General features: G+C 71.6%; 20 protein-coding genes. 4 read left to right on the top strand and 16 right to left on the bottom strand.

Annotation, left to right across the window (positions count from 1 at the left end; translation table 11 throughout):
• Window positions 1-45: 45 nt before the first annotated feature.
• The 5 genes from O7635_RS13065 to O7635_RS13045 form a co-directional block, all read right to left on the bottom strand.
• Complete coding sequence (locus O7635_RS13065; RefSeq protein ID WP_203709990.1) at window positions 46-654, bottom strand: ATP/GTP-binding protein; 609 nt, start codon at window positions 652-654, stop codon at window positions 46-48.
• Window positions 635-1,012 (bottom strand): DUF742 domain-containing protein, encoded by a 378-nt coding sequence (locus O7635_RS13060; RefSeq protein WP_203701264.1) that lies wholly within the window; start codon window positions 1,010-1,012, stop codon window positions 635-637. Before O7635_RS13060 ends, O7635_RS13065 begins: the two co-directional genes overlap by 20 nt.
• A gap of 97 nt (window positions 1,013-1,109) precedes the next feature.
• Window positions 1,110-1,514, bottom strand: a complete 405-nt coding sequence (locus O7635_RS13055) for a roadblock/LC7 domain-containing protein (protein ID WP_089247307.1) — start codon at window positions 1,512-1,514, stop codon at window positions 1,110-1,112.
• Window positions 1,511-5,272 carry a sensor histidine kinase gene (locus O7635_RS13050; protein ID WP_278080675.1) on the bottom strand — a complete coding sequence of 1,254 codons (3,762 nt, stop codon included), beginning with the start codon at window positions 5,270-5,272 and terminating at the stop codon, window positions 1,511-1,513. The genes O7635_RS13055 and O7635_RS13050 overlap by 4 nt, the downstream gene beginning before the upstream one ends.
• 376 nt (window positions 5,273-5,648) lie before the next feature.
• Window positions 5,649-6,722 carry an adenosine deaminase gene (locus O7635_RS13045; RefSeq protein ID WP_278080674.1) on the bottom strand — a complete coding sequence of 358 codons (1,074 nt, stop codon included), beginning with the start codon at window positions 6,720-6,722 and terminating at the stop codon, window positions 5,649-5,651.
• A 26-nt stretch (window positions 6,723-6,748) separates the two neighbouring features.
• On the opposite strand from O7635_RS13045, the gene O7635_RS13040 reads away from it, so the two are divergent.
• Window positions 6,749-7,615 (top strand): putative RNA methyltransferase, encoded by an 867-nt coding sequence (locus O7635_RS13040; RefSeq protein WP_278080673.1) that lies wholly within the window; start codon window positions 6,749-6,751, stop codon window positions 7,613-7,615.
• Here the strand turns inward: O7635_RS13040 and O7635_RS13035 are convergent.
• The 8 genes from O7635_RS13035 to O7635_RS13000 all read right to left on the bottom strand — a co-directional run bounded on the left by O7635_RS13035 (window position 7,570) and on the right by O7635_RS13000 (window position 16,820).
• Complete coding sequence (locus O7635_RS13035; protein ID WP_278080672.1) at window positions 7,570-8,250, bottom strand: DUF4272 domain-containing protein; 681 nt, start codon at window positions 8,248-8,250, stop codon at window positions 7,570-7,572. The genes O7635_RS13040 and O7635_RS13035 overlap by 46 nt on opposite strands.
• 72 nt (window positions 8,251-8,322) lie before the next feature.
• Window positions 8,323-9,600 carry a thymidine phosphorylase gene (locus O7635_RS13030; RefSeq protein ID WP_278080671.1) on the bottom strand — a complete coding sequence of 426 codons (1,278 nt, stop codon included), beginning with the start codon at window positions 9,598-9,600 and terminating at the stop codon, window positions 8,323-8,325.
• Window positions 9,597-10,289, bottom strand: a complete 693-nt coding sequence (locus tag O7635_RS13025) for a cytidine deaminase (protein WP_278080670.1) — start codon at window positions 10,287-10,289, stop codon at window positions 9,597-9,599. Before O7635_RS13025 ends, O7635_RS13030 begins: the two co-directional genes overlap by 4 nt.
• Window positions 10,290-10,298: 9 nt before the next feature.
• Window positions 10,299-11,579 (bottom strand): ABC transporter permease, encoded by a 1,281-nt coding sequence (locus tag O7635_RS13020; protein ID WP_278080669.1) that lies wholly within the window; start codon window positions 11,577-11,579, stop codon window positions 10,299-10,301.
• Between the two features lie 4 nt (window positions 11,580-11,583).
• Entirely contained in the window at window positions 11,584-12,876 is a 1,293-nt protein-coding gene (locus tag O7635_RS13015; RefSeq protein WP_278080668.1) for an ABC transporter permease, read from the bottom strand.
• Complete coding sequence (locus O7635_RS13010) at window positions 12,869-14,449, bottom strand: ABC transporter ATP-binding protein (RefSeq protein WP_278080667.1); 1,581 nt, start codon at window positions 14,447-14,449, stop codon at window positions 12,869-12,871. The genes O7635_RS13015 and O7635_RS13010 overlap by 8 nt, the downstream gene beginning before the upstream one ends.
• Window positions 14,450-14,517: 68 nt before the next feature.
• Window positions 14,518-15,594 carry a BMP family ABC transporter substrate-binding protein gene (locus O7635_RS13005; protein WP_278085466.1) on the bottom strand — a complete coding sequence of 359 codons (1,077 nt, stop codon included), beginning with the start codon at window positions 15,592-15,594 and terminating at the stop codon, window positions 14,518-14,520.
• Between the two features lie 239 nt (window positions 15,595-15,833).
• Entirely contained in the window at window positions 15,834-16,820 is a 987-nt protein-coding gene (locus O7635_RS13000; protein WP_278080666.1) for a hypothetical protein, read from the bottom strand.
• Between the two features lie 103 nt (window positions 16,821-16,923).
• Between O7635_RS13000 and O7635_RS12995 the strand changes: the two genes are divergently transcribed.
• The 3 genes from O7635_RS12995 to O7635_RS12985 all read left to right on the top strand — a co-directional run bounded on the left by O7635_RS12995 (window position 16,924) and on the right by O7635_RS12985 (window position 20,310).
• Window positions 16,924-17,511: a TetR/AcrR family transcriptional regulator gene (locus O7635_RS12995; RefSeq protein WP_278080665.1), complete on the top strand. Its 588-nt coding sequence runs from the start codon at window positions 16,924-16,926 to the stop codon at window positions 17,509-17,511.
• A 77-nt stretch (window positions 17,512-17,588) separates the two neighbouring features.
• Entirely contained in the window at window positions 17,589-18,608 is a 1,020-nt protein-coding gene (locus tag O7635_RS12990; protein WP_278080664.1) for a LacI family DNA-binding transcriptional regulator, read from the top strand.
• 106 nt (window positions 18,609-18,714) lie between these two features.
• A complete protein-coding gene (locus O7635_RS12985) occupies window positions 18,715-20,310 on the top strand; it encodes an alpha-amylase family glycosyl hydrolase (protein WP_278085465.1) in 1,596 nt (531 codons plus the stop codon).
• Between the two features lie 86 nt (window positions 20,311-20,396).
• Here O7635_RS12985 and O7635_RS12980 read toward each other — a convergent pair whose 3' ends face one another.
• The 3 genes from O7635_RS12980 to trpS are packed head-to-tail and all read right to left on the bottom strand — an operon-like array spanning window position 20,397 to window position 22,891.
• Window positions 20,397-20,843, bottom strand: a complete 447-nt coding sequence (locus O7635_RS12980) for a hypothetical protein (RefSeq protein WP_278080663.1) — start codon at window positions 20,841-20,843, stop codon at window positions 20,397-20,399.
• A gap of 19 nt (window positions 20,844-20,862) precedes the next feature.
• Window positions 20,863-21,822: a YihY/virulence factor BrkB family protein gene (locus O7635_RS12975; RefSeq protein WP_278080662.1), complete on the bottom strand. Its 960-nt coding sequence runs from the start codon at window positions 21,820-21,822 to the stop codon at window positions 20,863-20,865.
• A 43-nt stretch (window positions 21,823-21,865) separates the two neighbouring features.
• On the bottom strand, window positions 21,866-22,891 hold the full coding sequence (gene trpS, locus O7635_RS12970; RefSeq protein WP_278080661.1) for a tryptophan--tRNA ligase: 1,026 nt from the start codon (window positions 22,889-22,891) through the stop codon (window positions 21,866-21,868).
• Between the last annotated feature and the right edge of the window lie 33 nt (window positions 22,892-22,924).

Here is a 22,924-nt window from a genome sequence, read left to right as displayed (position 1 = left end):
GGTGGGGCTTCTTCGCGCAGTGGGTGGGTGCTGCGGAGTCGGCGGTCAGGCCGGGGCGACCGCGCGCGACCGGCGCATGCTGAGCACGTATTCCACGAGGCTGATCAGCACGTGCTTCGTCGACTCGCGGTTGCGGGCGTCGCAGGCCACGACCGGGACGTCGCTGGAGATCGCGAGGGCGTCGCGCACGTCCTGGGGGTCGTGGTATTGCACGCCGTCGAAGCAGTTGATCGCCACCAGGTAGGGCAGGCGGCGATGCTCGAAGAAGTCGATCGCGGCGAAGCAGTCGGCTAGTCGACGGGTGTCGACCAGCACGATCGCCCCGATCGCGCCTCGAACCAGCTCGTCCCACATGAACCAGAACCGGGTCTGGCCGGGTGTGCCGAACAGGTAGAGGATCAGGTCACGGTCGATCGTGATGCGGCCGAAGTCCATCGCGACGGTCGTCGTCGTCTTGCCCGGCACCTGCCGGGTGTCGTCGACGCCGACGCCGGCCGAGGTCATGATGGCCTCGGTGGTCAGCGGCGTGATCTCGGACACCGACCCGACCAGCGTGGTCTTGCCGACGCCGAATCCGCCGGCGATGACAATCTTCGCCGACGTCACACGACCAGCGCTCGGGCGGTGCGTCACGTCAGAGCCTGCGAAGTCCACTCAGCACCCTCTCCAGCAGTTCAGTGCCCACCGCATCGTTCGTGTCTTCCAGTGAGGTCGGTTCGTAGACCGCGACGAGCCCGTCGGCGGCCATGTCGGCGATCAGGACCCGGGCAACACCCAGTGGGAGCTGCATCCGGGCCGCGATCTCCGCGAGCGACTGCAACCGGCCGTCGCACAACGCGGCGATGTATTGGTGCTCGCGACCGTGCCCACCCTTGGTGGAGTTGGCTGTCCGGCCACGGACCGTCGTCTCGACGAGTGCCTCGAGGGCGATCTCGAGCCGGGGCCGGGTGCGGCCGCGGGTGACGGCGTACGGCCGCACCAACGCGCCGGTCGGCTCGTCCCTGTCGGTCATCGCCGCTCACCCCCTTCGCATCCGTTCCGCACGGCCCGACCGCTCGGGACTCGTCGCGTCTGTGTGTTGTTGTGTGGTGCGCCGTTCCGGGGAACGACTAGCCGAGCATGCCCGCGGCGGTGCGCGGCGCCGGTGTCAGCGCGTCGCCGACCCGGTCGACCAGCAGCGCCATCTCGTAGCCGACCTGGCCCACGTCGCAGCTGCGGGCGGCCAGGACCGCGAACGACGAACCGTCCGAGATCGACATCAGGAACAGGAAGCCGTTGTCCATCTCGACCACGTTCTGCAGGACGGCGCCGCCTTCGAAGCACCGCGCCGCGCCCTGGGTCAGGCTGACCAGGCCGGACGAGATCGCCGCCAGCTGGTCGGCCCGGTCGCGCGGCAGGTCCCGCGACGATGCGAGGAGCAGACCGTCGGCCGAGACCGCGATCGCGTGTGCGACACCCGGTACGCGGTCGGCGAAGTTGGCGAGCAGCCAGCCGAGATCTTGCGTGGTTGTCATCGTTCGTGCTCCTTCTGACCGCTCCCGGCACCCGGACCGTGGCCAGCTTGGGAGGGCTGCCCGGCCGGAGTCGTATCCGAAGTTTCGTCCTTGGGCTGGGTGCGACCGCGCTGCACACCTCGGTGGTAGGCCGAGAGCAGCCCGCGTACCGCTTCCGGCGTGCGCTTCTGCACGTTGGAAGCCGCCTTGTCGACCCCGCCCGGCACGAGCTGCGCCATCGGAACCCGCTTGGGCAGGCCGGCCTGCGTGGTTTCGTTCACTTGCATGTCGGAGACGGCGGACGCTGCCCGCCACCCCTCGTCAGCGGCCGTCTGCCACGACTCGGGCTCGGGCCGACGGGCGGCACCGTTGCCGTTGCCGGACAGGCCGCTGGGCTGCTGGGCCGGCGGACCGCTCGGCGGCGGGCCACTCGGCGCCGGACCGCTCGGCGCCGTCGGGCGCGTCGGCAGGCCGCTGCCCAGACCGCCGCCGCCCAGGCCGCCGCCACCGACCGGACTGGCCGCCGGCGGCGCCGTGCGCGACTGCGGCGAGCTGGTGAGCCGCTGGCTGGCCTCGACGGTGGCGAACTGCTGCGTCGGCGCGCCGGCGGCGCCCACCCGGGCGTCGGCGGGCGCCGGCGCCGCGGTGGCTGCCGGCGCGGCAGCCGCGGGGGCGGCGGCGGCGCTCGGCGTCGGCGTGAGCGAGGACTCCTCCGCGGCGGACCGGCGGGTGCGGAACCACGCCGACTCCAGCTCGCGGAAGATCGGCAGCTCCATCGTCTCGTCGGCGAACCGGGCCTTGTTGGTGGCCGGGATGATCGGCGGGACGGCGGGCTGGGCCGATGCCGCCTCGGCGGCCGCCGGGCGCTCGACCCGGGGCAGCTCGGCGGTCATGTCGAGGCCGGCCGACAGGTGGTCGGCGGCCGGCTGAGGCTCGGCCGCGACCGGCGGCCAAGCCGGCGGCGCCTGGCCACCGGCCGGGGTGCCGGCGCCCGCGAGACCGTAGGGCGCCGCGGGGCTGGCCTGCGGCGGAGCGGCCGGCGGGGCCGACGCCGGCGGCGGCGTCATGGCCTGCGGCTGGCGCAGCGGCACGCTCGGACCGGTCGGCTGACCCGGCTGGCGACCGGGCAGACCACCGGAGCGGCCGGGAACGATCGGGCTGTCGGGCATCGCGATCGGCGGGCCGGCGGGCGCGCTCGGCGGCAGCGTCGGGCCGCCCTGCTCCCACGGCTCGGGCTGGCGCGGTGCGGACGAGGGGCTCGACGACGGCGGCACCGAGATGACCGGCGGCACGGAGATGACCGGCGGCGCCGAGAACGGCGAGGCCACGTCGTCGCGCGGGGTCTGGCGCGGGATGGCCGGCGACTGCGGACCCGCGGTCACCTCGCCCTCCATCGCCCAGCCGTCGCTCGCCCGGCGCTGCGGCAGCGGGTCGTGGCGCTGGCCGTTGCCGCCGCGCGGACCACCGAACGGGTCGTCACCGCGGCCGCCCTGCGGGCCGGCGCCGGTGAGGTCGGACCACGCCGGCATCGCGGCGCCGGAGCGACCGTTGCCGTTGCCGTTGGCGCCGTTGAAGCCGTTGGTGTGCGCGTCGCCCGGCCGGTTGCCGCCGAACGCGCTGGCGAGGCCGCCACCCGCGCCGGCACCGGCCAGGTCGCGGTCGGGCCGGGCCACCGGGCCGCTCTCCAGCGCCAGCGGCGCGGGGAACGGCGAGCGGGCGACCTGGGCCGGCGGCTGCTGCACCGGCACCTCGAAGGCGCCGGCCTGCGGGCCACGACCGGCCAGCGCCCGGGGCACCAGGACCGAGGTGGGCAGCGAGACGTCGGCGACGGTGCCGCGGTCGGCGGCGGGCCGGAGCTCGACCTTGACGCCGTGCCGCGCGGCGAGCCGGGCGACCACGACGAGGCCCATCATCCGGGAGACCGCCACGTCGACCATCGGTGGCGTGGCGAGCCGCTCGTTGATGTCGTTGAGCTGGTCGGGCGTGATGCCGATGCCGCGGTCCTCGACGTAGAGCACGGCGTGCTCGCCGATCCGGCGGGCCTCGACCATGACGTGCGAGTCCGGCGGGGAGAACGCGGTCGCGTTGTCGAACAGCTCGGCGACCAGGTGGACGAGGTCGTTGACCGCGTGGGCGGCGACCTCGATGTCGCGGTCGATGACCCCGAACTCGATCCGGGTGTAGTGCTCGACCTCGGACTGCGCGGCGCGCAGCACGTCGATCAGGGCGGCCGGCTCCCGCTGGATACGGGTCGAGTCGGCGCCGGCGAGCACCAGGAGGTTTTCGTCGTTGCGGCGCATCCGGGTGGCCAGGTGGTCGAGCTGGAACAGCTCGGCCAGGCGGTCCGGGTCTTCCTCACCGCGCTCGAGCCGGTCGAGGTGGCCGATCAGCCGGTCGACCAGGATCTGCGAACGGCGGGCGAGGTTGACGAACATCGTGCCGACGGAGGCGCGCAGGGCGGCCTGCTCGGCCGCGGTGCGGACGGCCTCGAGGTGGACCGCGTTGAACGCCTCGGTCACCTGGCCGAACTCGTCCTTGCTGCGGACGGGCAGCGGCTCGGCGATCTGGTTGGCCAGCTGGGCCGGCGACATCTGGGTGGACAGCGCCGGGTCACGCAGTCGGGACACCGCCTGCGGCAGGCCGTACTGGGCGACCGCGAGCGCGCCGTGCCGCAGCTCACGCAGCGACCGCGCCATCGACCGGGCGACCAACCAGGCGAACAGGATGGCCAGCAGCAGCATGGCGAGCAGCAGGCCGGTCTCGATGAGGACCTGGCGCTGCACGTCGTCACGCAGGGTGGTGGCGACATCGACCACGGAGTTGTCGAAGCGGCGCTCGACGCTGCGGATCAACCGGCTGTGGCCGAGCAGCGCGCTGTCCCACGAGTCGATCGTGAACGGCGCGTTGCCGAGCTGGCCGTCGCTGGGCATGTTGCCGGTGACCCAGCCAGCGAACGCGGTCGACGACCGCAGGTCGGAGCCGGCCACCGTCTGGTTGTATTGCTCTTCCTCGGTCACCGTGGCGACCGACAGGAACGTCTCGGAGGCCTGCAGCTGGCCGGTCTGCGAGGCGATGAACTCCTTCTTCAGGTTCTGGTTCATCGCGCCGGCGCTGTAGGCCTGGAGCACGACGAGCCGCTCCTGCGAGAGGAACTCCTTCTGGCGCGCGACGGCGGCCACCGCCCGCATCCGCTCGCTCAGTGACGTGTTGGCGGCCAGCTGGGCGGCGCCGTCACGGAGGTTGAGCAGGTTGTCGACGAGCGCGTTGTAGGCCCGGGCCGCGTCCGTGAAGGCGAACTTGCCGCCGGTCACCTGACTGCGGACGCCCGGGAGGCCCTGCAGGCCGTCGTCGATCTGACCGAGCGTGCCGACGAAGTTGCCGGGCAGGTCGTTGAGGGAGGCCCGCTGCGTCGAGTAGTTGTTGACCACGCGGTCGACCGCCTGCGACGAGGCCTCGAAGGCGGAGCGGTATTTGGCCTGCGCCGTCTTCGACTCGGACTCGGCACCCAGCAGCATCGCCGCCGCGGCCCGCTCGTTCTGCAGGTTCTGGACGAGATCCCCGGACGCTTCCACCACCACGGCGAGGTCACGTGCCTGGTCCGCGTTCTCCGACGTCTCGATGTGATCGATCAGGCCGTTGGTGCCAACCACGATCGTCGCCAGGGTCGGCACGATCATGATGAGGCCGAGCTTCGACCAGATCGGCAGATCACGTAGCCGGCCGGCTGGCCGGCGGAGACGCGACATGAAGGAATTCGCCGTCTTCGGCCGCTTGCTCACGTCACCGCCCTCCGGTTCGGCGCCGTCAGGGAATTGCGCACGGGCACCGCCGATCGACCGACCCGGGCGGGTCGGACCCCCGGCATTCCATCACGTCGGCCGGGCAAAGAGAAAGCCCACCCTGTCCGCGATAGCCGTACTGATGCGATGTTCAGACCGTTTGTCAGCACGCCGTTCGCCCGGCGTCACCCTAGGTGAGCGTCGATCTCGGGCGGCGGCTCCTTCTTCCGGTGCCGGCGACCGGCGCCACCCCCACCGCAATGCCCCTTATAGGGGAAGCGCACGGTGGATTAGCCCGAAGAGCCGATGGAAAATATCCGTTACGTCTGAATTGGACTTCCGATAAGCCGGATTGTGCATGAAGCGAAGACGGCCATCACGCCAATTTCGCGTACGCCGGCTTGATCACCTCATTGATGATGGCGAGCCGCTCGTCGAACGGGATGAAGGCGCTCTTCATGGCGTTGATGGTGAACCACTGCAGCTCGGCCCAGCCGTAACCGAACGCATCGACCAGCAGCGCCATCTCCCGCGACATCGAGGTGCCGCTCATCAGCCGGTTGTCGGTGTTGACGGTGGCCCGGAAGCGCAGGTCGCGGAGCAGGCCGATGGGGTGCTGCTCGATCGACGGGGCCGCGCCGGTCTGCACGTTGGACGACGGGCACAGCTCGAGCGGGATCCGCTTGTCACGCACGTAGGCCGCCAGCCGCCCGAGCACCGGCTCGCCGCCGGGCGTGATGTCGTCGACCAGCCGCACGCCGTGCCCCAGCCGGTCGGCGCCGCACCACTGGATGGCCTGCCAGATCGACGGCAGGCCGAACGCCTCGCCCGCGTGGATGGTGAAGTGGAAGTTCTCCCGCTGCAGGTATTCGAACGCGTCCAGGTGCCGGGTGGGCGGGAAGCCGGCCTCCGCGCCGGCGATGTCGAAGCCGACCACGCCGGTGTCGCGGTAGCGGACCGCCAGCTCGGCGATCTCCTGCGAGCGGGCCGCGTGCCGCATCGCGGTCAGCAGCGTGCCGACCCGGATCTGCTGACCCTTGGCGGCGGCCTCCTGCGTGCCCGCCGCGAACCCGCGCAGCACCGCCTCGACCACGCCGTCGAGCGTCAGCCCCCGCTCGAGGTGCTGCTCGGGCGCGAACCGGACCTCGGCGTAGACCACGCCGTCGGCGGCCAGGTCGAGCGCGCACTCGGCGGCGACCCGGTGCAGCGCGTCGGGGGTCTGCATCACGGCGACCGTGTGGTCGAACGTCTCCAGGTAGCGTTCCAGCGAGCCGGAATCGGCCGACTCGACGAACCACTGGCCCAGCTCGCCCGGATCGGTGGTGGGCAGGGCGTGGTCGACGTCGGCGGCCAGCTCGACGACCGTCGCGGGCCGCAACCCGCCGTCGAGGTGGTCGTGCAGCAGCGCCTTGGGGGCCTTGACGATCTCTTCCATGCCGATTGCGACCATGGAAAGACCCTAGTGGCTGGGAATGGATGAACCGTGACGTTGTGGCGCACCTGCGTTGTCCGGTGTGCCGCGAAACACTCGACGCCCCCGACGCCCGGACGCTGCGCTGCCCGCGGGGCCACAGCTTCGACCTGGCCCGACAGGGGTACGCGGACCTCAGCGCGGGCCGTTCGCCCCACAGCGGTGACACCGCCGAGATGGTCGCCGCCCGCGACACGTTCCTCGCGGCAGGGCACTACGCGTTCGTCTCCGCGGCCCTGACCGAGGCGGCCGCCGGCGCGCGTGGGCTCGTGGTCGACGTCGGCGGTGGCACCGGCGCGCATCTGGCGACGGTGCTCGACCACGACCCCGGGCTGATCGGCCTCGTGCTCGACGCGTCGAAGCCGGCGCTGCGCCGGGCCGCCCGGGCCCACGAGCGGGCCGGCGCGGTGCGGGCCGACGCGTGGGGCCGGTTGCCGCTGGCCGACCACGACACGGCGGTGCTGCTCGACGTGTTCGCGCCGCGCAACGGCGCCGAGTTCCACCGGGTGCTGCGGCCCGACGGCCGGCTGCTGGTGGTCACTCCCGAGCCCGACCACCTGAGCGAGCTGGTGACGGGGCTGGGCCTGCTGCGCGTCGACCCGGCCAAGGAGGAGCGGCTGGCGGCCAGCCTGGACACTCACTTCACGCTGCTGCGGCGGCGTTCGCTGCGGGCCACCATGCGGCTGGACCGGGCCGAGGTCGCGACCGTGGTCGGCATGGGCCCGAGCGCCTGGCACCGCGACGCGGCGACCATCGACCTTCCCACCCCGGTCGAGGTGACCGCCGCGGTCCGCTTGGACGTGTACCGCCCACGGCCGGAGAGCCCTCAGGTGGAGAGGTCGACCTCTTCCCACCCGCCCGGTGGGTCGTGATAGGGCCCCTTGAAGACGACGGCCCACTCCAGTGCCCAGCGCCGCTGCCCGATCGCGTTGGCGTCGATCACGCCGGGGAGGGTCATCCCCCGGCGCTCGGCTTCGAGATAGCTCCAGTCGAGGCAGTAGTAGAAGTCGAGCATCGCGGCGGCCTCGGCGGCGTCCCGGGGCGCGGCCAGGATCCGTGAACGCCATGCCCGGAATGTCTCGCCTTCCGGTAGGTGCGGCAACGCATCCATCAACCGCTCGTCGGTGGGCGCGGTCGGGTCGAGGTGCTTGCTCAGCCCGAGCAGCCACGCGAGCGCGAAGATGGCGTCGTGGTGCAGCACGAACGACCGGCGGTCGCCCCGCTCGGCCACCACGAACTGCCACTCCGGCGGCGTGACCAGCTCGACCAGGTGCGAGGTGAGCAGCCAGCTCATCGCTGCCTGGGGTGGCATGCCGAAGCAGCGGGCCAGCACGAGGTGCAGGATCGCGGTGCGGGCCTCGATGTCACCGGTGGGCCGCAGCTCGACGGCGTCGCCCGGCTCCCAGACCAGCGGATAACCCGTCGGTGGGACCGGCAGCCGGAGTCGGCGCAGCTCATCGACGCTGGCAGCCCGGATGGGCCGGGGGTCGGGAGCAGACACGGACACGGCGTTCGTTCCTCTGGCGTCGGTGATCCCCCTGGCCAGCGAGGATAGCGGCTCCGAGCGCGCAGCGGAATGTCAGGCGAGCCGATCGATCACCAGTGGCGTCGCGGCCGGCGGTTCCGCCGAGATCGACACCGCGCCGGCGGCCGCCTCGATCGCCGCGGCGAACCGGCCGGACTCGTCGGCCCGCAGCTCGTAGAGCGGCTCCCCGGCCCGCACCGCGTCGCCGGGCCGACGGTGCAGCACGACACCCGCCGCGGCCGAGACCGGATCCTCCTTGCGGGCCCGGCCCGCGCCGAGCCGCCAGGCGGCGATGCCCATGGCGTACGCGTCGACGGCGGCCACGAAGCCGTCGGCCTCCGCGGTGACGGTGTGCGTCTCCCGCGCGACCGGCAGAGCCGCGTCCGGGTCACCGCCCTGCGCCCGGACCATCGCCCGCCAGGCGTCCATCGCCCGGCCGTCGGCCAGCGCGGCCGCGGGGTCGGCGTCGGGCCGCCCAGCCGCGTCGAGCATCTCCCGGGCCAGCGCTACGGTCAGCTCGACCACGTCCCGCGGGCCGCCGCCGGCCAGCACCTCGACCGACTCGGTGACCTCGACCGCGTTGCCGATCGCCAGGCCGAGTGGGGTGGACATGTCGGTGAGCAGGGCGACCGTGCGCACCCCGTGCGCGGTGCCGAGGTCGACCATCGTGCGCGCGAGCTCGCGGGCGTCGGCGAGCGACTTCATGAACGCGCCGGAGCCGACCTTGACGTCGAGCACCAGCGCGCCGGTCCCCTCGGCGATCTTCTTGCTCATGATCGAGCTGGCGATCAGCGGGATCGCCTCGACCGTGCCGGTGACGTCGCGCAGCGCGTACAGCTTGCGGTCCGCGGGCGCCAGGCCTTCGCCGGCGGCGCAGATCACCGCGCCCACGTCGCGCAGCTGGGCGATGAACTCCGCGTTGTCGAGCTGGGCCCGCCAGCCGGGGATCGACTCCAACTTGTCGAGCGTGCCGCCGGTGTGCCCGAGACCACGGCCCGACAGCTGGGGCACCGCCACGCCGCACGCGGCGACCAGCGGGGTGAGCGGCAGCGTGATCTTGTCGCCGACGCCACCGGTGCTGTGCTTGTCGGCGGTCGGCCGGTCGACCGCGGAGAGGTCCAGCCGCTCGCCGCTGGCGATCATCGCGGCGGTCCAGCGGGCGATCTCGGCCGGCGTCATCCCCCGCAGCAGGATCGCCATCGCCAGCGCCGACATCTGCTCGTCGGCGACGACGCCCCTGGTGTAGGCGTCGACCACCCAGTCGATGGCGGCGTCGGAGAGCACACCGCCGTCGCGCTTGGTGCGGATGACATCGACCGCCGCGAAAGTCACGCTTCCCACCGCTTGCCGATCTCGGCCGGAGGCTCGCCCTCGCCGGCCCACCAGGTCTCGCCGGCCTCGTCGACGATCACGATGCGGGCCGTGCGGGCGCGCGCCCATTCGATGCCCGCGGTCGGGTCCGCCCACGTCGGCGCTTCTTCGAGGATGCCGGTCTCCTCGCCCTCGCCGGCCGAGCGCTCCCAGTAGCCGGTCCAGACCAGCGCGCCGCCCGCACTGTCGGTGTGCACGAAGACCGTGCCGCGACCGCGCCACCGGGCCAGCCGCTCCGGGACCTCCGGGATCGCGGCGCGGCCGCGGTCGAGGTTGGCCGGCCCGAAGGCGTGCGGCAGCAGGTCGCCCACCCGCAGCGGCTCCGGCACGGCCTCGACCAGGCAGTCGGGGCCGCCGTGCTCGAACAGGAGCTGGCGGCAGCGGCCGCAGGGCATCAGCGGCTGGCCGGCGCCGTCGACACAGGAGACCGCGACCAGGCGCCCACCGCCGGAGGCGTGCAGGGCCGACACCATCCCGCACTCGGCGCAGAGGGTCACCCCGTAAGACGCGTTCTCCACGTTGCAGCCGGCCACGACCCGACCGTCGTCGACGAGCCCCGCCGCACCGACCGGAAAGTCCGAGTACGGCGCGTACGCGTTGCCCATCACCTCGACGGCGGCCGCCCGCAGCGCCACCCAGTCGATCTCCATGAGCAGACCCTAACCCTTGATGTAGGGCGTTCCGTCCGCTGCCGGCGCACGGACGCGGCCGACCAGCCCGGCCACCGCGACGATGGTGGCGATGTACGGCAGCATGTTGAGGAACTGGCTGGGAATCGGGCTGTTGATCGAGCCGAGGCTGAACGCCAGCGCGCTGCAGAAGCCGAAGAACAGCGCCGCGAGGGTGGCCCCGATCGGGCTCCACCGCCCGAAGATCAGCGCGGCCAGCGCCACGAAGCCCAGGCCCGACGTCATGTTCTTGTTGAAGTTGGTGGTCGACAGCAGCGTGAAGTACGCGCCGCCGAAGCCGGCCACGACACCGCCGACCAGCACGTTGCGGTAGCGCAGGGCGAGCACCTTCACGCCGAGGGTGTCGGCCGCCGCGGGGTGCTCGCCGACCGCCCGGGTGCGCAGGCCCCACCGGGTGTAGAAGAGCCCGACGTGGATCAGGATCACCAGCACGATCGCGCCGTACAGGAAGATGTTGCCCTTGAACAGCGCCGGGCCGAGCAGCGGGATCTTCGACAGCAGCGGGATGTCCCACTCCGGCACGAAGCTCGGCTGGTTGTATTTCGACTGGTCCTGGGCCATCAGCTGCTCGTAGAGGAAGCCGGTCAGGCCCAGCGCGAACACGTTGAGCACGACGCCCAGCACCACCTGGTCGACCAGGAAGCGGATGGCCAGCACCGCGAGCAGCAGCCCGATGATCAGACCGCCGACGCCGGCGGCCAGGATGCCGACCCAGACGCTGCCGGCCAGCGTGGCGAACATCGCCGCGGCGAACGCGCCCATCAGGAACTGGCCCTCGATGGCCACGTTGATCACCGCGGACCGCTCGCACAGCACGCCGGCCAGCGCGCCGAGGATCAGCGGCAGGGCCAACGTCACGGAGCTGCGGGCGACGCTGCCGAGCGGGATCGTGTTGAGGTTGTCGGGCGCCTGGGAGAGCTGCCAGCAGAGGAACGAGACGAGCGCGGCGACGATGCCGAGGCCGAGCAGCCACGCGAACCACCGGCGCGCGGTGACCAGCATCGCCGCGCCGGCGAGGGCCGCGATCGCGCCGAACACGATCGCGCCGACCCGGCCGTTGATCCCGGCCGCGCTGCCGCTGATGGTCTCGGCCAGGGTGAACTCGGCCTGGCGGCCGCTTGCGAGCGCGCCGAAGAGCACGGCCGCGAGCAGGCCCACGGCCGCGAGGCCGACGCCCACCTTGCGCTGCCGGGTCCAGTAGCGGACCGGCTCGACGACCGCCGGGGCCGTGTCGACGGTGCTGGCCGTCACGGTCTCACCATCCCTTGGACATGCCGGTCCCGAGCCCGCTGACCTTGGCCGGCCGCAGCCGGAACACGGTCTTCACCAACGCGGGCGCCGCGACGAAGATCACGATCAATGCCTGGATCACGCTGACCAGCTCGAGCGAGATCCCGGAGAACGACTGCATGCGGTTGCCGCCGGCCTGCAGCGCGCCGAACAGCAGCGCCGCGAAGAACACGCCCCACGGCTTGGCCCGGCCCAGCAGGCCGACGAGCAGGCCGTCGAAGCCGACGCTGCCGATCACGGCGCCGGTCAGGCTGACCGCCGTGCCCATCACGATGGTGGCGCCACCGAGGCCGGCCAGCGCGCCGGCCACGGTCATCACCATGGCGTACGTCGAACCGACGCCGATGCCGGCGGTGCGCGACGCCTCGGGGTTGAGGCCGACCGCGCGCAACTCGAAGCCGAACGTGGAGCGGCGCAGCATCCAGGCGATCGCGGCGACGACCAGGATGGCCACGACGATGCCGAGGTTGACCCGCAGGCTGGGGCCGAGGAAGCCGAGCAGGTGGGTCAGCTGGGCCGACTCGTCGACCGGCTTGCTGATGGCGTCGCTGCGCTCGGGGTCCTGGATGCCCTTCTGGATGATCAACCAGCCCAGGAAGAAGAGCGCGACGTAGTTCAGCATGATGGTCGTGATGACCTCGTGCGCGCCGGTGCGGGCCTTGAGGAAGCCGGGCACGAACCCGTAGGCGCCACCGAACGCGGCGCCGGCGATCAGCGCGACGATCAGGTGGATGCCCACCGGCAGCGGCAGCAGGAAGCCGGCCAGGGCCGCGCCGACCGCGCCCATGATCGCCTGACCCTGCACGCCGATGTTGAACAGGCCGCCGCGGAACGCCAGCGCGAACGCGAGACCGGTCAGCGCCAGCGGCGCCGCGTAGGTCAGCGTCTCCGAGATCGGGAAGAACACCCGCTCCCAGGGGCCGGTGCCGTTGGCCGCCGCCGTGACCGCCTCGGGGTCGACGATCGAACCCTTGAACAACTGGGCGTACGCGTCGCTGACCTTGTCCCAGGACAGGCTGAAGAAGTCCGACGGCCGGCTGAAGAAGTAGGAGAAGGTGGCCCGCACGTTCTCGTCGGAGACCGCGATCAGGATGCCGCCGATGACCAGGGCCAGCAGCACGGCGAGCACGGTCACGGTGAAGGTGTTGGCGGTCCACAGCGCGCGCAGGTAACGCCCGGCGAACGTCTTGGGCGGCGGCAGCTGGTCGGCACCGGCCGCGGCCAGGTCCTCCGCGGTGGCCGTCGTCTGCTCAGTCATCGACCCCGTCCTTCGCGCTGCCGGCGCCCGCCGTCGCGACGCCGGCCATCAGCAGACCGATCTCCTCGCGCGGGGTGTCCGGCGACACCACGGCGATCACCCGCCCCCGGTACATCACGGCGACCCGGTCGGCCAGCGCCAGCACCTCGTCGAGCTCGCTGGAGACGAGCAGCACCGCGGTGCCCTCGCTGCGCTCGTGGACGATCTGCCGGTGGATGAACTCGATCGACCCGACGTCGACGCCGCGGGTCGGTTGGGCGGCGATGAAGAGCTTGAGCGGTCGCGAGAACTCGCGGGCGACGATCACCTTCTGCTGGTTGCCGCCGGAGAGCGTGCCGACCGTGGCCTGCCCGGCCGCGTCGGTGCGCACGTCGAACTGCTCGATCCGGGCGCGGGCCGACTCGGCGATCGCCTCCGGGCGGACGACCCAGCGCGTGCCGTACGGCGCGGTGTTGTAGATGTCGAGGACCAGGTTCTCGGCGACGGTGAAGTCCTTGACCAGGCCGTCGACGCTGCGGTCCTCGGGCACGTAGCCGACGCCGGCGCGGAGGATCTCGCGGGTCGTCAGGCCCTGCATCGGGCGGCCGTCGAGGGTGGCGTTGCCGGCGACCACCGGCCGCAGGCCCATGATCGCCTCGATCAGCTCGGTCTGCCCGTTGCCCTGGACGCCCGCGACACCGAGCACCTCGCCGGCCCGGACGGTCAGGTCGACGCCGTCGACGGCGCGGTGACCGCGGTCGTCGTTGACGGCCAGGCCCGCGACCTCGAGCACGGCGGCGCCGGGCTCGGCCGCGCCCTTGTCGACCCGCAGCAGCACGGACCGGCCGACCATCAACGAGGCGAGCTCCTCCTCGCTGGTGTCGGGGGCGGCGGTGCCGACGGTGCGGCCGCGCCGGATCACGGTGATCCGGTCGGCGATCGCCTTGACCTCTTTGAGCTTGTGGGTGATGAAGACGATCGACTTGCCGGCCGCCTTGAGGGTGCGCATGACCTCGAGCAGGTCCTCGGTCTCCTGCGGGGTCAGCACGGCCGTGGGCTCGTCGAGGATCAGCAGGTCGACGTCGCGGGTCAGCGCCTTGACGATCTCGACCCGCTGCTGCACGCCGACCGGGAGGTCTTCGACCGTGCGGTCGGGGTCGACGGCGAGGCGGTAGCGGTCGGACACCTCGCGGACGAGCTTGCGGGCCCGGCGCCGGTCGAGGAAGCCGACCGGGCCGCCGCTGGTCTGCTCGGCGCCCAGCATCACGTTCTCGGCGACGGTGAACACCGGGACGAGCATGAAGTGCTGGTGCACCATGCCGATGCCGGCGCTGATCGCGTCGCGCGGACCGCGGATCTGCACCGGCTTGTCGTCGACGAGGATCTCGCCCTCGTCCGGCTGGAGCAGCCCGTAGAGGACGTTCATCAGCGTCGACTTGCCGGCGCCGTTCTCGCCGAGCAGGGCGTGGATCTCGCCGGGCTCGACGGTGAGATGGATGTCGTCGTTGGCCACGAGGTCGCCGAAGCGCTTGGTGATGCCGCGCAGTTCGAGTCTCAGCGTGACCTCCTTCAGACGGTGCGGAGCATTGTTCACGATCGGTCCCGGCCGGGGAACAGCCGGCCCCACGCAGTGGTGGGACCGGCTGTTCGGCCGGGATCAGATCACTTCGGCTGGGCCGGCGAGGTCACCTTGACGGTGCCCGCGATGATGTCGGCCTTCAGCTTGTCGACCTCGCCCTTGAGCTCGGGGCTGACCTTGCTGTCGAACTCGTGGTACGGCGCGATGGAGACGCCGTTGTTCTCGAGCGTGCCCAGGTAGGAGCCGGTCAGCATGCCGGTGCTGTCGGCACCCTTGACCGCCGCCTCCTTGACCGCCTCGGGGATGTTCTTGACGACGGTGGTCAGGAACGACGAGCAGTACTGCTGCGCGCTCTCGCAACCGTCGACGTCGACCCAGACGACCGCGTACTTGTCGGCCGCGTTGGCCGCGGTGCCGAGGCCCGTGCCGCCGGCGACCGGCATGATGACGTCAGCGCCCTGCGCCACGAAGCCGTCCGAGAGGGCCTTGCCCTTGCCCTGGTCGGTGAAGCTCTCGGCGAACGAGCCGTTCTGCGCGGCCTTGTCCCAGCCCAGCACCTGGACCTTGTCGTTCTTCTGCTGGTTCCAGTAGGCGACGCCGTCCGCGAAGCCGTCCATGAAGATCGTCACCGGGGGGATCTTCAGGCCGCCGTAGGTGGCGACCTTCTTGCTCTTCGAGTAACCCGCCGAGAGGTAGCCGGCGAGGAACGCGGCCTGCGCGGTGTCGAACTGCATCGGGTAGACGTTGGTCGCGCCCGGGATCGCCGCGTCGACGATCGCGAACTGCTTGTCGGTGTTGGCCGCGGCGACCTGCTTGGTCGCGTCGCCCATCAGACCACCGACGGCGAGGGTGAAGTTGCAACCCTGCTGCGCGAACTGCGTCAGGTTGGGCACGTAGTCGGCCTCGGCCTTGGACGAGACGTTCTTGGGGTCGGCCAGCTTGTCGCTCTCGGCCTTGGCCTCCTCGAGGCCCTTCCAAGCGGAGGCGTTGAACGACCGGTCGTCGATGCCGCCGATGTCGGTGACCATGCACGCCTTATAGGTGCCAGCGGCGGGGGCGGCGCTGCTGTCGCCGGTGCCGCTGCTGCTTTCCGGAGCGTCACCACAAGCGGCGAGGCCCACTGCGAGGCCACCCACCGCGAGTATCGAGACGATCCGCATCCCACGCACAGAGCGCAAGACGGTCTCCTTCCCATTACACACCGCAAGGGATACGCGGTGAGTTCACGTTGCTCGGGACTGTACGCGCGACTACAGCCCGGAACGAAAATCCAGACTCGACTGTTGGATGGCCGTTACGCAGGCGTGATGAACGCCTGCGCGAAATCGCCCGGCCAGTAATGAAGGGCCCCTTCCTAACGCTTTCCGCATAGGAAGGGACCCTTGTTGACCGATGCCGCTCAGGCCGCGGCGGTCACACGTTCCGCCGGCTCCACGGCGTTCGCCGCGGGCGCGTGCCGACGGGGTGCGCCGGCGAGGGTCAGCAGCAGGCCGACGACCGCGTAGGTGGCGAGCACCCAGGCCGGACCGGCGCCGCCCGCGCCGTCGAAGAAGGCCGTCGACCGGAGCAGCGAGCCGCCCGCACCGACCGGCAGGAACTGACCGATGGTGCCCCACGGCTGCGGCAGCAGCTCGGGAGCCGCGCTGACCGCCGACAGCGGGTTGCCGACCAGGAAGACGGTGAGCACGCCGAGCGCGATGCCCGGCCGACCGAGGGCGGCGCCCAGGCCGGCCACGATGCCCGCTGCCGCGGCCGCGAACAACCCGATGGCGGCCGCGTTGAGCAGGTAGTCGCCGGTCAGCACGCCGAGCCACTGCTGCAGCACGAGCGGCCCGACGAGGCCTGCCAGCACGCCGAAGACCAGCACGCCGGTGAACCGGGCCCACCGGGCGCCGACCAGCAGGGCGAGCGCGGCGCCGGCGGCCAGCGCGGTCAGCGCGAGCGGCAGGAAGCCGGACGCGAAGCCCGCGCCCCGCGGGTCGTCGGGCGAACCCGGGACGACGTCGGTGACGGGGGCGTTCATCCCCGCCGCGGCCTGGCCGACGAGCTGGGCCACGGTCGGGCTGGCGCCGCTGGCGGTGTGCACGGCGGGGCCGGTCGGGCCCATGACGAAGGCCGCGTAGGCCGCGTTGTCGCGGAGGATCGCGTCGGCCGCCGCCTCGTCGGGCGCGCGGGTGATCTCGAACGCGCCGGGCTCCTTCTGCTGGAGCTGGGCGGCGAGCGCGTCGGCTGCCGGCGCCGGGCCGGCCACCACGACCGGCAGGTCGCGCGGGCCGAGGTTGGCGGCCGGCGCGGCGAAGAGCGGGACGAGCAACGCCTGCACGACCACGATGCCGATGCCGATCAGCACGGCGAGGAGGAGCGGCGGGCGACCCTGGCGAGACATGACCATCTCCTTAAAACGAATGCTCGTTCTTCTTTGTTGACCCAAGGTTCCCATCGATGGGTGTCGGTAGTCAAGAACGAGCGTTCGTTTTATGATGTGGGTCATGCCTCGCGTCTCGGAAGCCCACCTCGCCGCCCGTCGCCAGCAGATCCTCGACGCCGCCAGGCGGTGCTTCATGCGCGACGGCTTCCACAACACGTCGATGCAGGACGTGATCGCGGAGGCGGGCCTGTCGGTCGGCGCGGTCTACCGCTACTTCAAGAGCAAGAACGACCTGATCACCTCGATCGCCGAGTCGGTGCTGGGCGACGCGTCGGCGATGTTCGAGGACCTGGCCCGGCACGAGCCGGCGCTGTCGCCGACGGAGGCGGTCGAGCGGGCGATCGAGTTCGTCGACCGGCAGACCGGCCCCGACGGTCTCCTGCGGATCGCCCTGCAGGTCTGGGCCGAGGCGATGCGCGACCCGGTGCTGGCCGAGTTCGTCGCCGACGCCTACGGCCGGATGCGCGGCCACTTCGTGCTGCTGGCCACCCGGGCCCGCGACGCCGGCAAGCTGCCGGCCGACGCCGACGTCGACGCGGTCGGCGCCGTGCTGTTCGGCATGGTCCCCGGCTACGCCCTGCAACGCATCCTCTCCGCCGGCCCGGGCCCCAAGGCCTACCTCGACGGCGTACGCACCCTCACGACGTAAGCGAGCATGTTTCGAATTTGTTGCCGGGCAGCAAGGGCTTGCGCAAGACACGAAAGAGCAGCGGATATCGTGCAGCCATGCGTGCCCGCCTGTCCGACATCGCGCTCCGCGCGGGGGTCAGCGAGGCGACCGTCTCCCGGGTGCTCAACGACAAGCCGGGTGTCTCCCCCGACACCAGGGAAACCGTCCTCGCGGCGCTCGACGCGCTCGGCTTCGAGCGCCCCGCCCGACTGCGCAGACGCAGCGCGGGCCTGGTCGGGCTGGTGGTGCCGGAGCTCAACAACCCGATCTTCCCGGAGTTCGCGCAGACCATCGAGTCGGCGCTGGCCCAGCGCGGCTACACGCCGGTGCTGTGCACGCAGACCCCGGGCGGCGTGACCGAGGACGAGTACGTCGAGATCCTGCTGGACCGCCAGGTCAGCGGCATCGTGTTCGTCTCGGGGCTGCACGCCGACGCCACCGGCGACCACGAGCGCTACCGCCGGCTGGTCGCCCGCGAGCTACCGATCGTGCTGGTCAACGGCTACGTCGACGGGCTACCGGCACCGTTCGTCTCGCCCGACGAGGCAGCCGCGGCGGAGCTGGCGGTGTCCTATCTCACCAGCCTCGGCCACCGGCGGATCGGCCTGATCAGCGGCCCCGACCGCTTCCTGCCGGTGCGCCGCAAGATCGCCGGCTACCGCGCCGCGATGCGGACCCTGGTCGGCTGTGCGGACCACGAACTCGACGGGCTGATCTCGTTGTCGCTATTCGGTGTCGAGGGCGGCGAGGCGGCCACGCACCGGCTGCTCGACGCCGGCGTGACCGGCATCGTCTGCGGCTCCGACATGATGGCGCTCGGCGCGATCCGCAGCGCGCGCCGGCGCGGGCTGACCGTGCCCGAGGACCTGTCCGTGGTCGGCTACGACGGCTCGCCGCTGATGGCCTTCACCGATCCGCCGCTGACCACGATCCGGCAGCCGGTGGAGGCGATGGCGGTCGCCGCGGTGCGGGCGCTGGTCGACGAGATCGAGGGGTACGCGGCACCGCACTCGGAGTACCTGTTCCGTCCGGAGCTGGTCGTCCGGTCGTCGACCGCGATCGCCAAAACGCGCTGAACGCGCTCCTTGCGAAGCTTGCGCAAGGTCTGACGGGTCCTTGCAGAGGCGCCGCCTGATCCGGCATGCTTCTGCGGTGCCAAAGGAACGGGGTCATTCCGCGACCATTGCGGATCAAACAGGCGCAGACTGGTGGCGCAGCGCAGTCGTCTACCAGGTCTACGTGCGCAGCTTCGCCGACTCCAACGGCGACGGCATCGGCGATCTCGCCGGCCTTCGTGGCCGACTGCCGTATTTGCGCGATTTAGGTGTCGACGCGATCTGGCTGACGCCCTTCTACCGCTCGCCGATGATCGACGGCGGCTACGACGTCGCCGACTACCGCCAGGTGGACCCGATGTTCGGCGACCTCGCCGACTTCGACGCGATGACCACCGACGCGCACGCGCTGGGCCTGCGGGTGATCGTCGACGTGGTGCCCAACCACACGTCGAGCGCGCACCGCTGGTTCCAGGAGGCGCTGGCCGCGGCGCCCGGCTCGCCCGAGCGGGAGCGCTACATCTTCCGCGACGGCCGTGGCCCGGACGGCGCCGAGCCGCCCAACGACTGGGAGTCCATCTTCGGCGGAGACGCCTGGACCCGCGTCCCCGACGGACAGTGGTACCTGCACATCTTCGACCCCGAGCAGCCCGACCTCAACTGGGAGCAGCCCGAGGTACGCGGAGAGTTCGAGGACATCCTGCGGTTCTGGCTCGACCGGGGCGTCGACGGCTTCCGGGTCGACGTGGCGCACGGCAACGTCAAGGCCCCCGGGCTGCCCGACGTCGGCTACAGCAGCAAGACCGGCCGCAACCAGCGCCAGAGCCGCCTGCTGCAGGGCACCACGCTGCCCTACTTCGACCAGGACGGCGTACACGAGATCTATCGGTCCTGGCGGAAGATCCTCGACAGCTACCCGGGTCACCGGATGGCGGTGGCCGAGGCGTGGGCGTCGACGCCGGAGCGGCTCGCGCGCTATGTCGGCCCCGACGAGCTGCACCAGGTCTTCAACTTCGACTTCCTGCACGCCACCTGGAACGTCGACTCGTTCCGCAAGGTGATCGACACGGCGCTGGCCGAGGCCACGCAGGTCGGCGCACCGACCACCTGGGTGCTGTCCAACCACGACAAGCCACGGCACGTCACCCGGTACGGCGGTGGCGCGGCCGGCCTGCGCCGTGCCCGGGCGGCCGCGCTGCTGATGCTGGCCCTGCCCGGGGTCGCCTACCTCTATCAGGGTGAGGAGCTCGGCCTCGAAGAGGTGCTCGACATCCCCGACGAGCTGCGCCAGGACCCGGCGTTCCGGCGCACCGGCGAGAGCCGCGACGGCTGCCGGGTGCCGCTGCCGTGGGCGGGCGACACCGCGCCGTACGCCTTCAGCCCCGACGGCGCCGACCCGAGCTGGCTGCCGGCGCCCACCGGCTGGGCGCCCTGCACGGTGGCCGCCCAGTTCGACGTGACCGGCTCGACGCTGGAGCTCTACCGGTCAGCGCTGCGGACCCGGCGCACCGCGCTCGGCGGCGCCGACGACCTCACCTGGCTGGAGGCCGAGCCCAACGTGCTGGCGTTCCGTCGCGGCGACCTGACCTGCGTGGTCAACCTGGGCAGCGAGCCGGTCGACGTGCGCCGCTACGGCACCCCGATCATCGCCAGCGCCGACCTCGACGGACAATTCCTGCCCGTCGACAGCGCCGCATGGTTGAACAGCGCGGTGCTTGGGTAGAGAGGTGTCCACGAGGCCCCTGTGGTGGGGGTGTGGTGGGTACGGTGCCCCGGCGTCGACTTCGGTCCGCCGGGGCACCAATACGTTCAGGGGTTGTCTGAGCGCGGCGCGGTGAGCTTGGCGGCGATCCGGCCCCAGCCGGCCATCACCTGGTCCGGCGTGGGCGGCGGTGCCGCATATCCGGCGTCGTTCTCGCCGAAGGCCTCGGGGACGTCCTCGGCCTCCTCGAGGTCGAGGTCGTCGAGCGAGCCGTCGGCGGGCCGCTCGTCGCGGAACGCCGCGATCCGGGCCGCCTCTATCTCACCACGGATCTCGTCGGTGGAGATGTGTGGCATGCACGGCTCCACGACCGCCATCAGCTCCTCGTCGGCGACCACCGACTGGGCCAGCGCCAGCGCGTGCGGGCGCTCGTAGGGCCCGCTCACCACCGGCTCCCAGTCCTCCTCGTCGCCCAGCGGGCCGAACGTGATGATCCATGGCAGCTCGTGGAGCGGCGAGTCGTCGGGCAGCCGCAAGGTCACCAGTGCACCCATCCGACCATCATGCGCCGCGTCAGCTTCCCTGGTGACCGTTCTCCTGGTCATCTTCGTCATGGTCGACGGGTGAGACGGTGTGTTGGGGCCCCGTCTGAGGCTCGCCGCCGCCCAGGTCGCGGACCGTGCCGTGGCGGTCCGTGGCGGCCACCGCGGCGGCCCAGATGATGATCTGGTTGTAGATGTAGAGATAGATCAACAATCCGACCGGACCGATCAGCGCGTACGCCGCGTTCGCCCGCACCCAGTTGACGTAGAGCCGGCCGACCGAGTTCAGCACGGTCAGGCCGCCGGCCACCATGATCATTGGGATCACCAGCCGCCGCGGGCTCATGTGGATCCGCGGGATCGCGCACAGCAGCGCGAAGGCGATCACCAGGTTGACCAGCACGGTGAGCACGTAGGTGAGCACCATCAACCACGTTCCGCCGCCGCCGATCGCCCAGGTCAGCAGCGTCTTGAGCCCGTCGACCGCGCCCACCGAGGCGATCACCATGGCCAGCACGATCAGCAGCACGCCGATGTCGATGAACCGGCGGACCACGAGGTTGCCGGGCTGCTGCTGGAAGCCGTGCACGGCGCGCTGCGAGGACCGGATCGCCTCGACCCAGCCGATGCCCGTGAACACCAGGCCGATCAGGCCGACGATGCCGATCGGGCGCCCGGAGGTCTGCACGCCGCTGACCGCGTCCTCGACGCTCTTGATGTCGAGGAAGGGCAGGTTTCCCGCGACGAAGCTGACGACCGCCTCGTTGACCTCGGCGTTGCTCAACGTGAAGCCGAAGACGGCGTAGCCGACCAGAGCGAATGCGAAGATCGCGAAGAAGCCGTAGTACGCGATCGCCGCGGCGAGCCGCCCACCGAGCACGAACCCGAACCGGTCGGCCGCCCGGTAGAAGTGGTCGAACGCGCCGGACCGGGCCCGGAGGTTGTCGAGCCCCCGGTTGATGCCGGCCTCGAGCCGGGTGAGCGCGTTCACAACGCTCATTGTTGCGGATCAACTGAATCCGCGAGGCGCGGCGTCAGGCCCCCCGACTGGGGAAGAAGCCCACCCTGTCGTACGCCGTGGCCAGCGTCGCCGAAGCCACCGTCCGCGCCTTGTCGGCGCCCATCGCGAGCAGCTTGTCGAGCTGCGCCGGGTCGTCCATGTAGGCCTTGGTGCGCTCCTGAATCGGCCGGACGAACTCGGCCACCACCTCGGCGAGCTCCTTCTTGAGGTCGCCGTAGCCCTTGCCCGCGAACGCCGCGACCAGGTCGTCGATCGGCCGGTCGGCCAGCACCGAATAGATCGTCAGCAGGTTGGAGACGCCCGGCTTGTTGGCGGGGTCGTAGACGATCTCGCGACCGGTGTCGGTCACCGCCGAGCGGATCTTCTTGGCGGACCGCGCCGGGTCGTCGAGCAGCTCGATGATGCCGGCCGGCGAGGACGACGACTTCGACATCTTGGCCGTCGGCTCCTGCAGGTCGGTGATCTTCGCGGTGTCGCGCACGATGAACGGCGCCGGCAGCGTGAACGTCTTGCCGAACTGGGTGTTGAACCGGCCGGCCAGGTCGCGGGTCAGCTCGAGGTGCTGCCGCTGGTCCTCGCCCACCGGGACCGCGTCGGCCTGGTAGAGCAGGATGTCGGCGGCCTGCAGGATCGGGTAGGTGAACAGGCCGACGCTGGCCCGGTCGGCGCCCTGCTTCGCGGACTTGTCCTTGAACTGGACCATCCGGCTCGCCTCGCCGAAGCCGGTGATGCAGCTCAGCACCCACGACAGCATCGGGTGCTCGGGCACCTGCGACTGCACGAAGAGCGTGCACCGTTCCGGGTCGAGGCCGAGCGCCAGCAGCTGGGCCGCCGAGACGCGGCTGCGGGACCGCAGCAGCGCCGGGTCGTGGCCGGCCGTGATCGCGTGCAGGTCGACCACGCAGTAGAACGCGTCGTGCGTCTCCTGCAGGGCCACCCACTGCCGCAGCGCGCCGAGGTAGTTGCCCATGTGGAACGAGTCGGCGGTGGGCTGGATGCCGGAGAGCACCCGGGGCCGGTCAGCGGCGGCGGCGGTCATGGGCGCAATTCTGCCAGCCGCCCCTGGGAACCC

The sequence above is a fragment of the Asanoa sp. WMMD1127 genome (assembly GCF_029626225.1).
In the GTDB taxonomy this organism is placed as follows: domain Bacteria; phylum Actinomycetota; class Actinomycetes; order Mycobacteriales; family Micromonosporaceae; genus Asanoa.
This window is presented reverse-complemented; position numbering and strand designations above follow the sequence as displayed.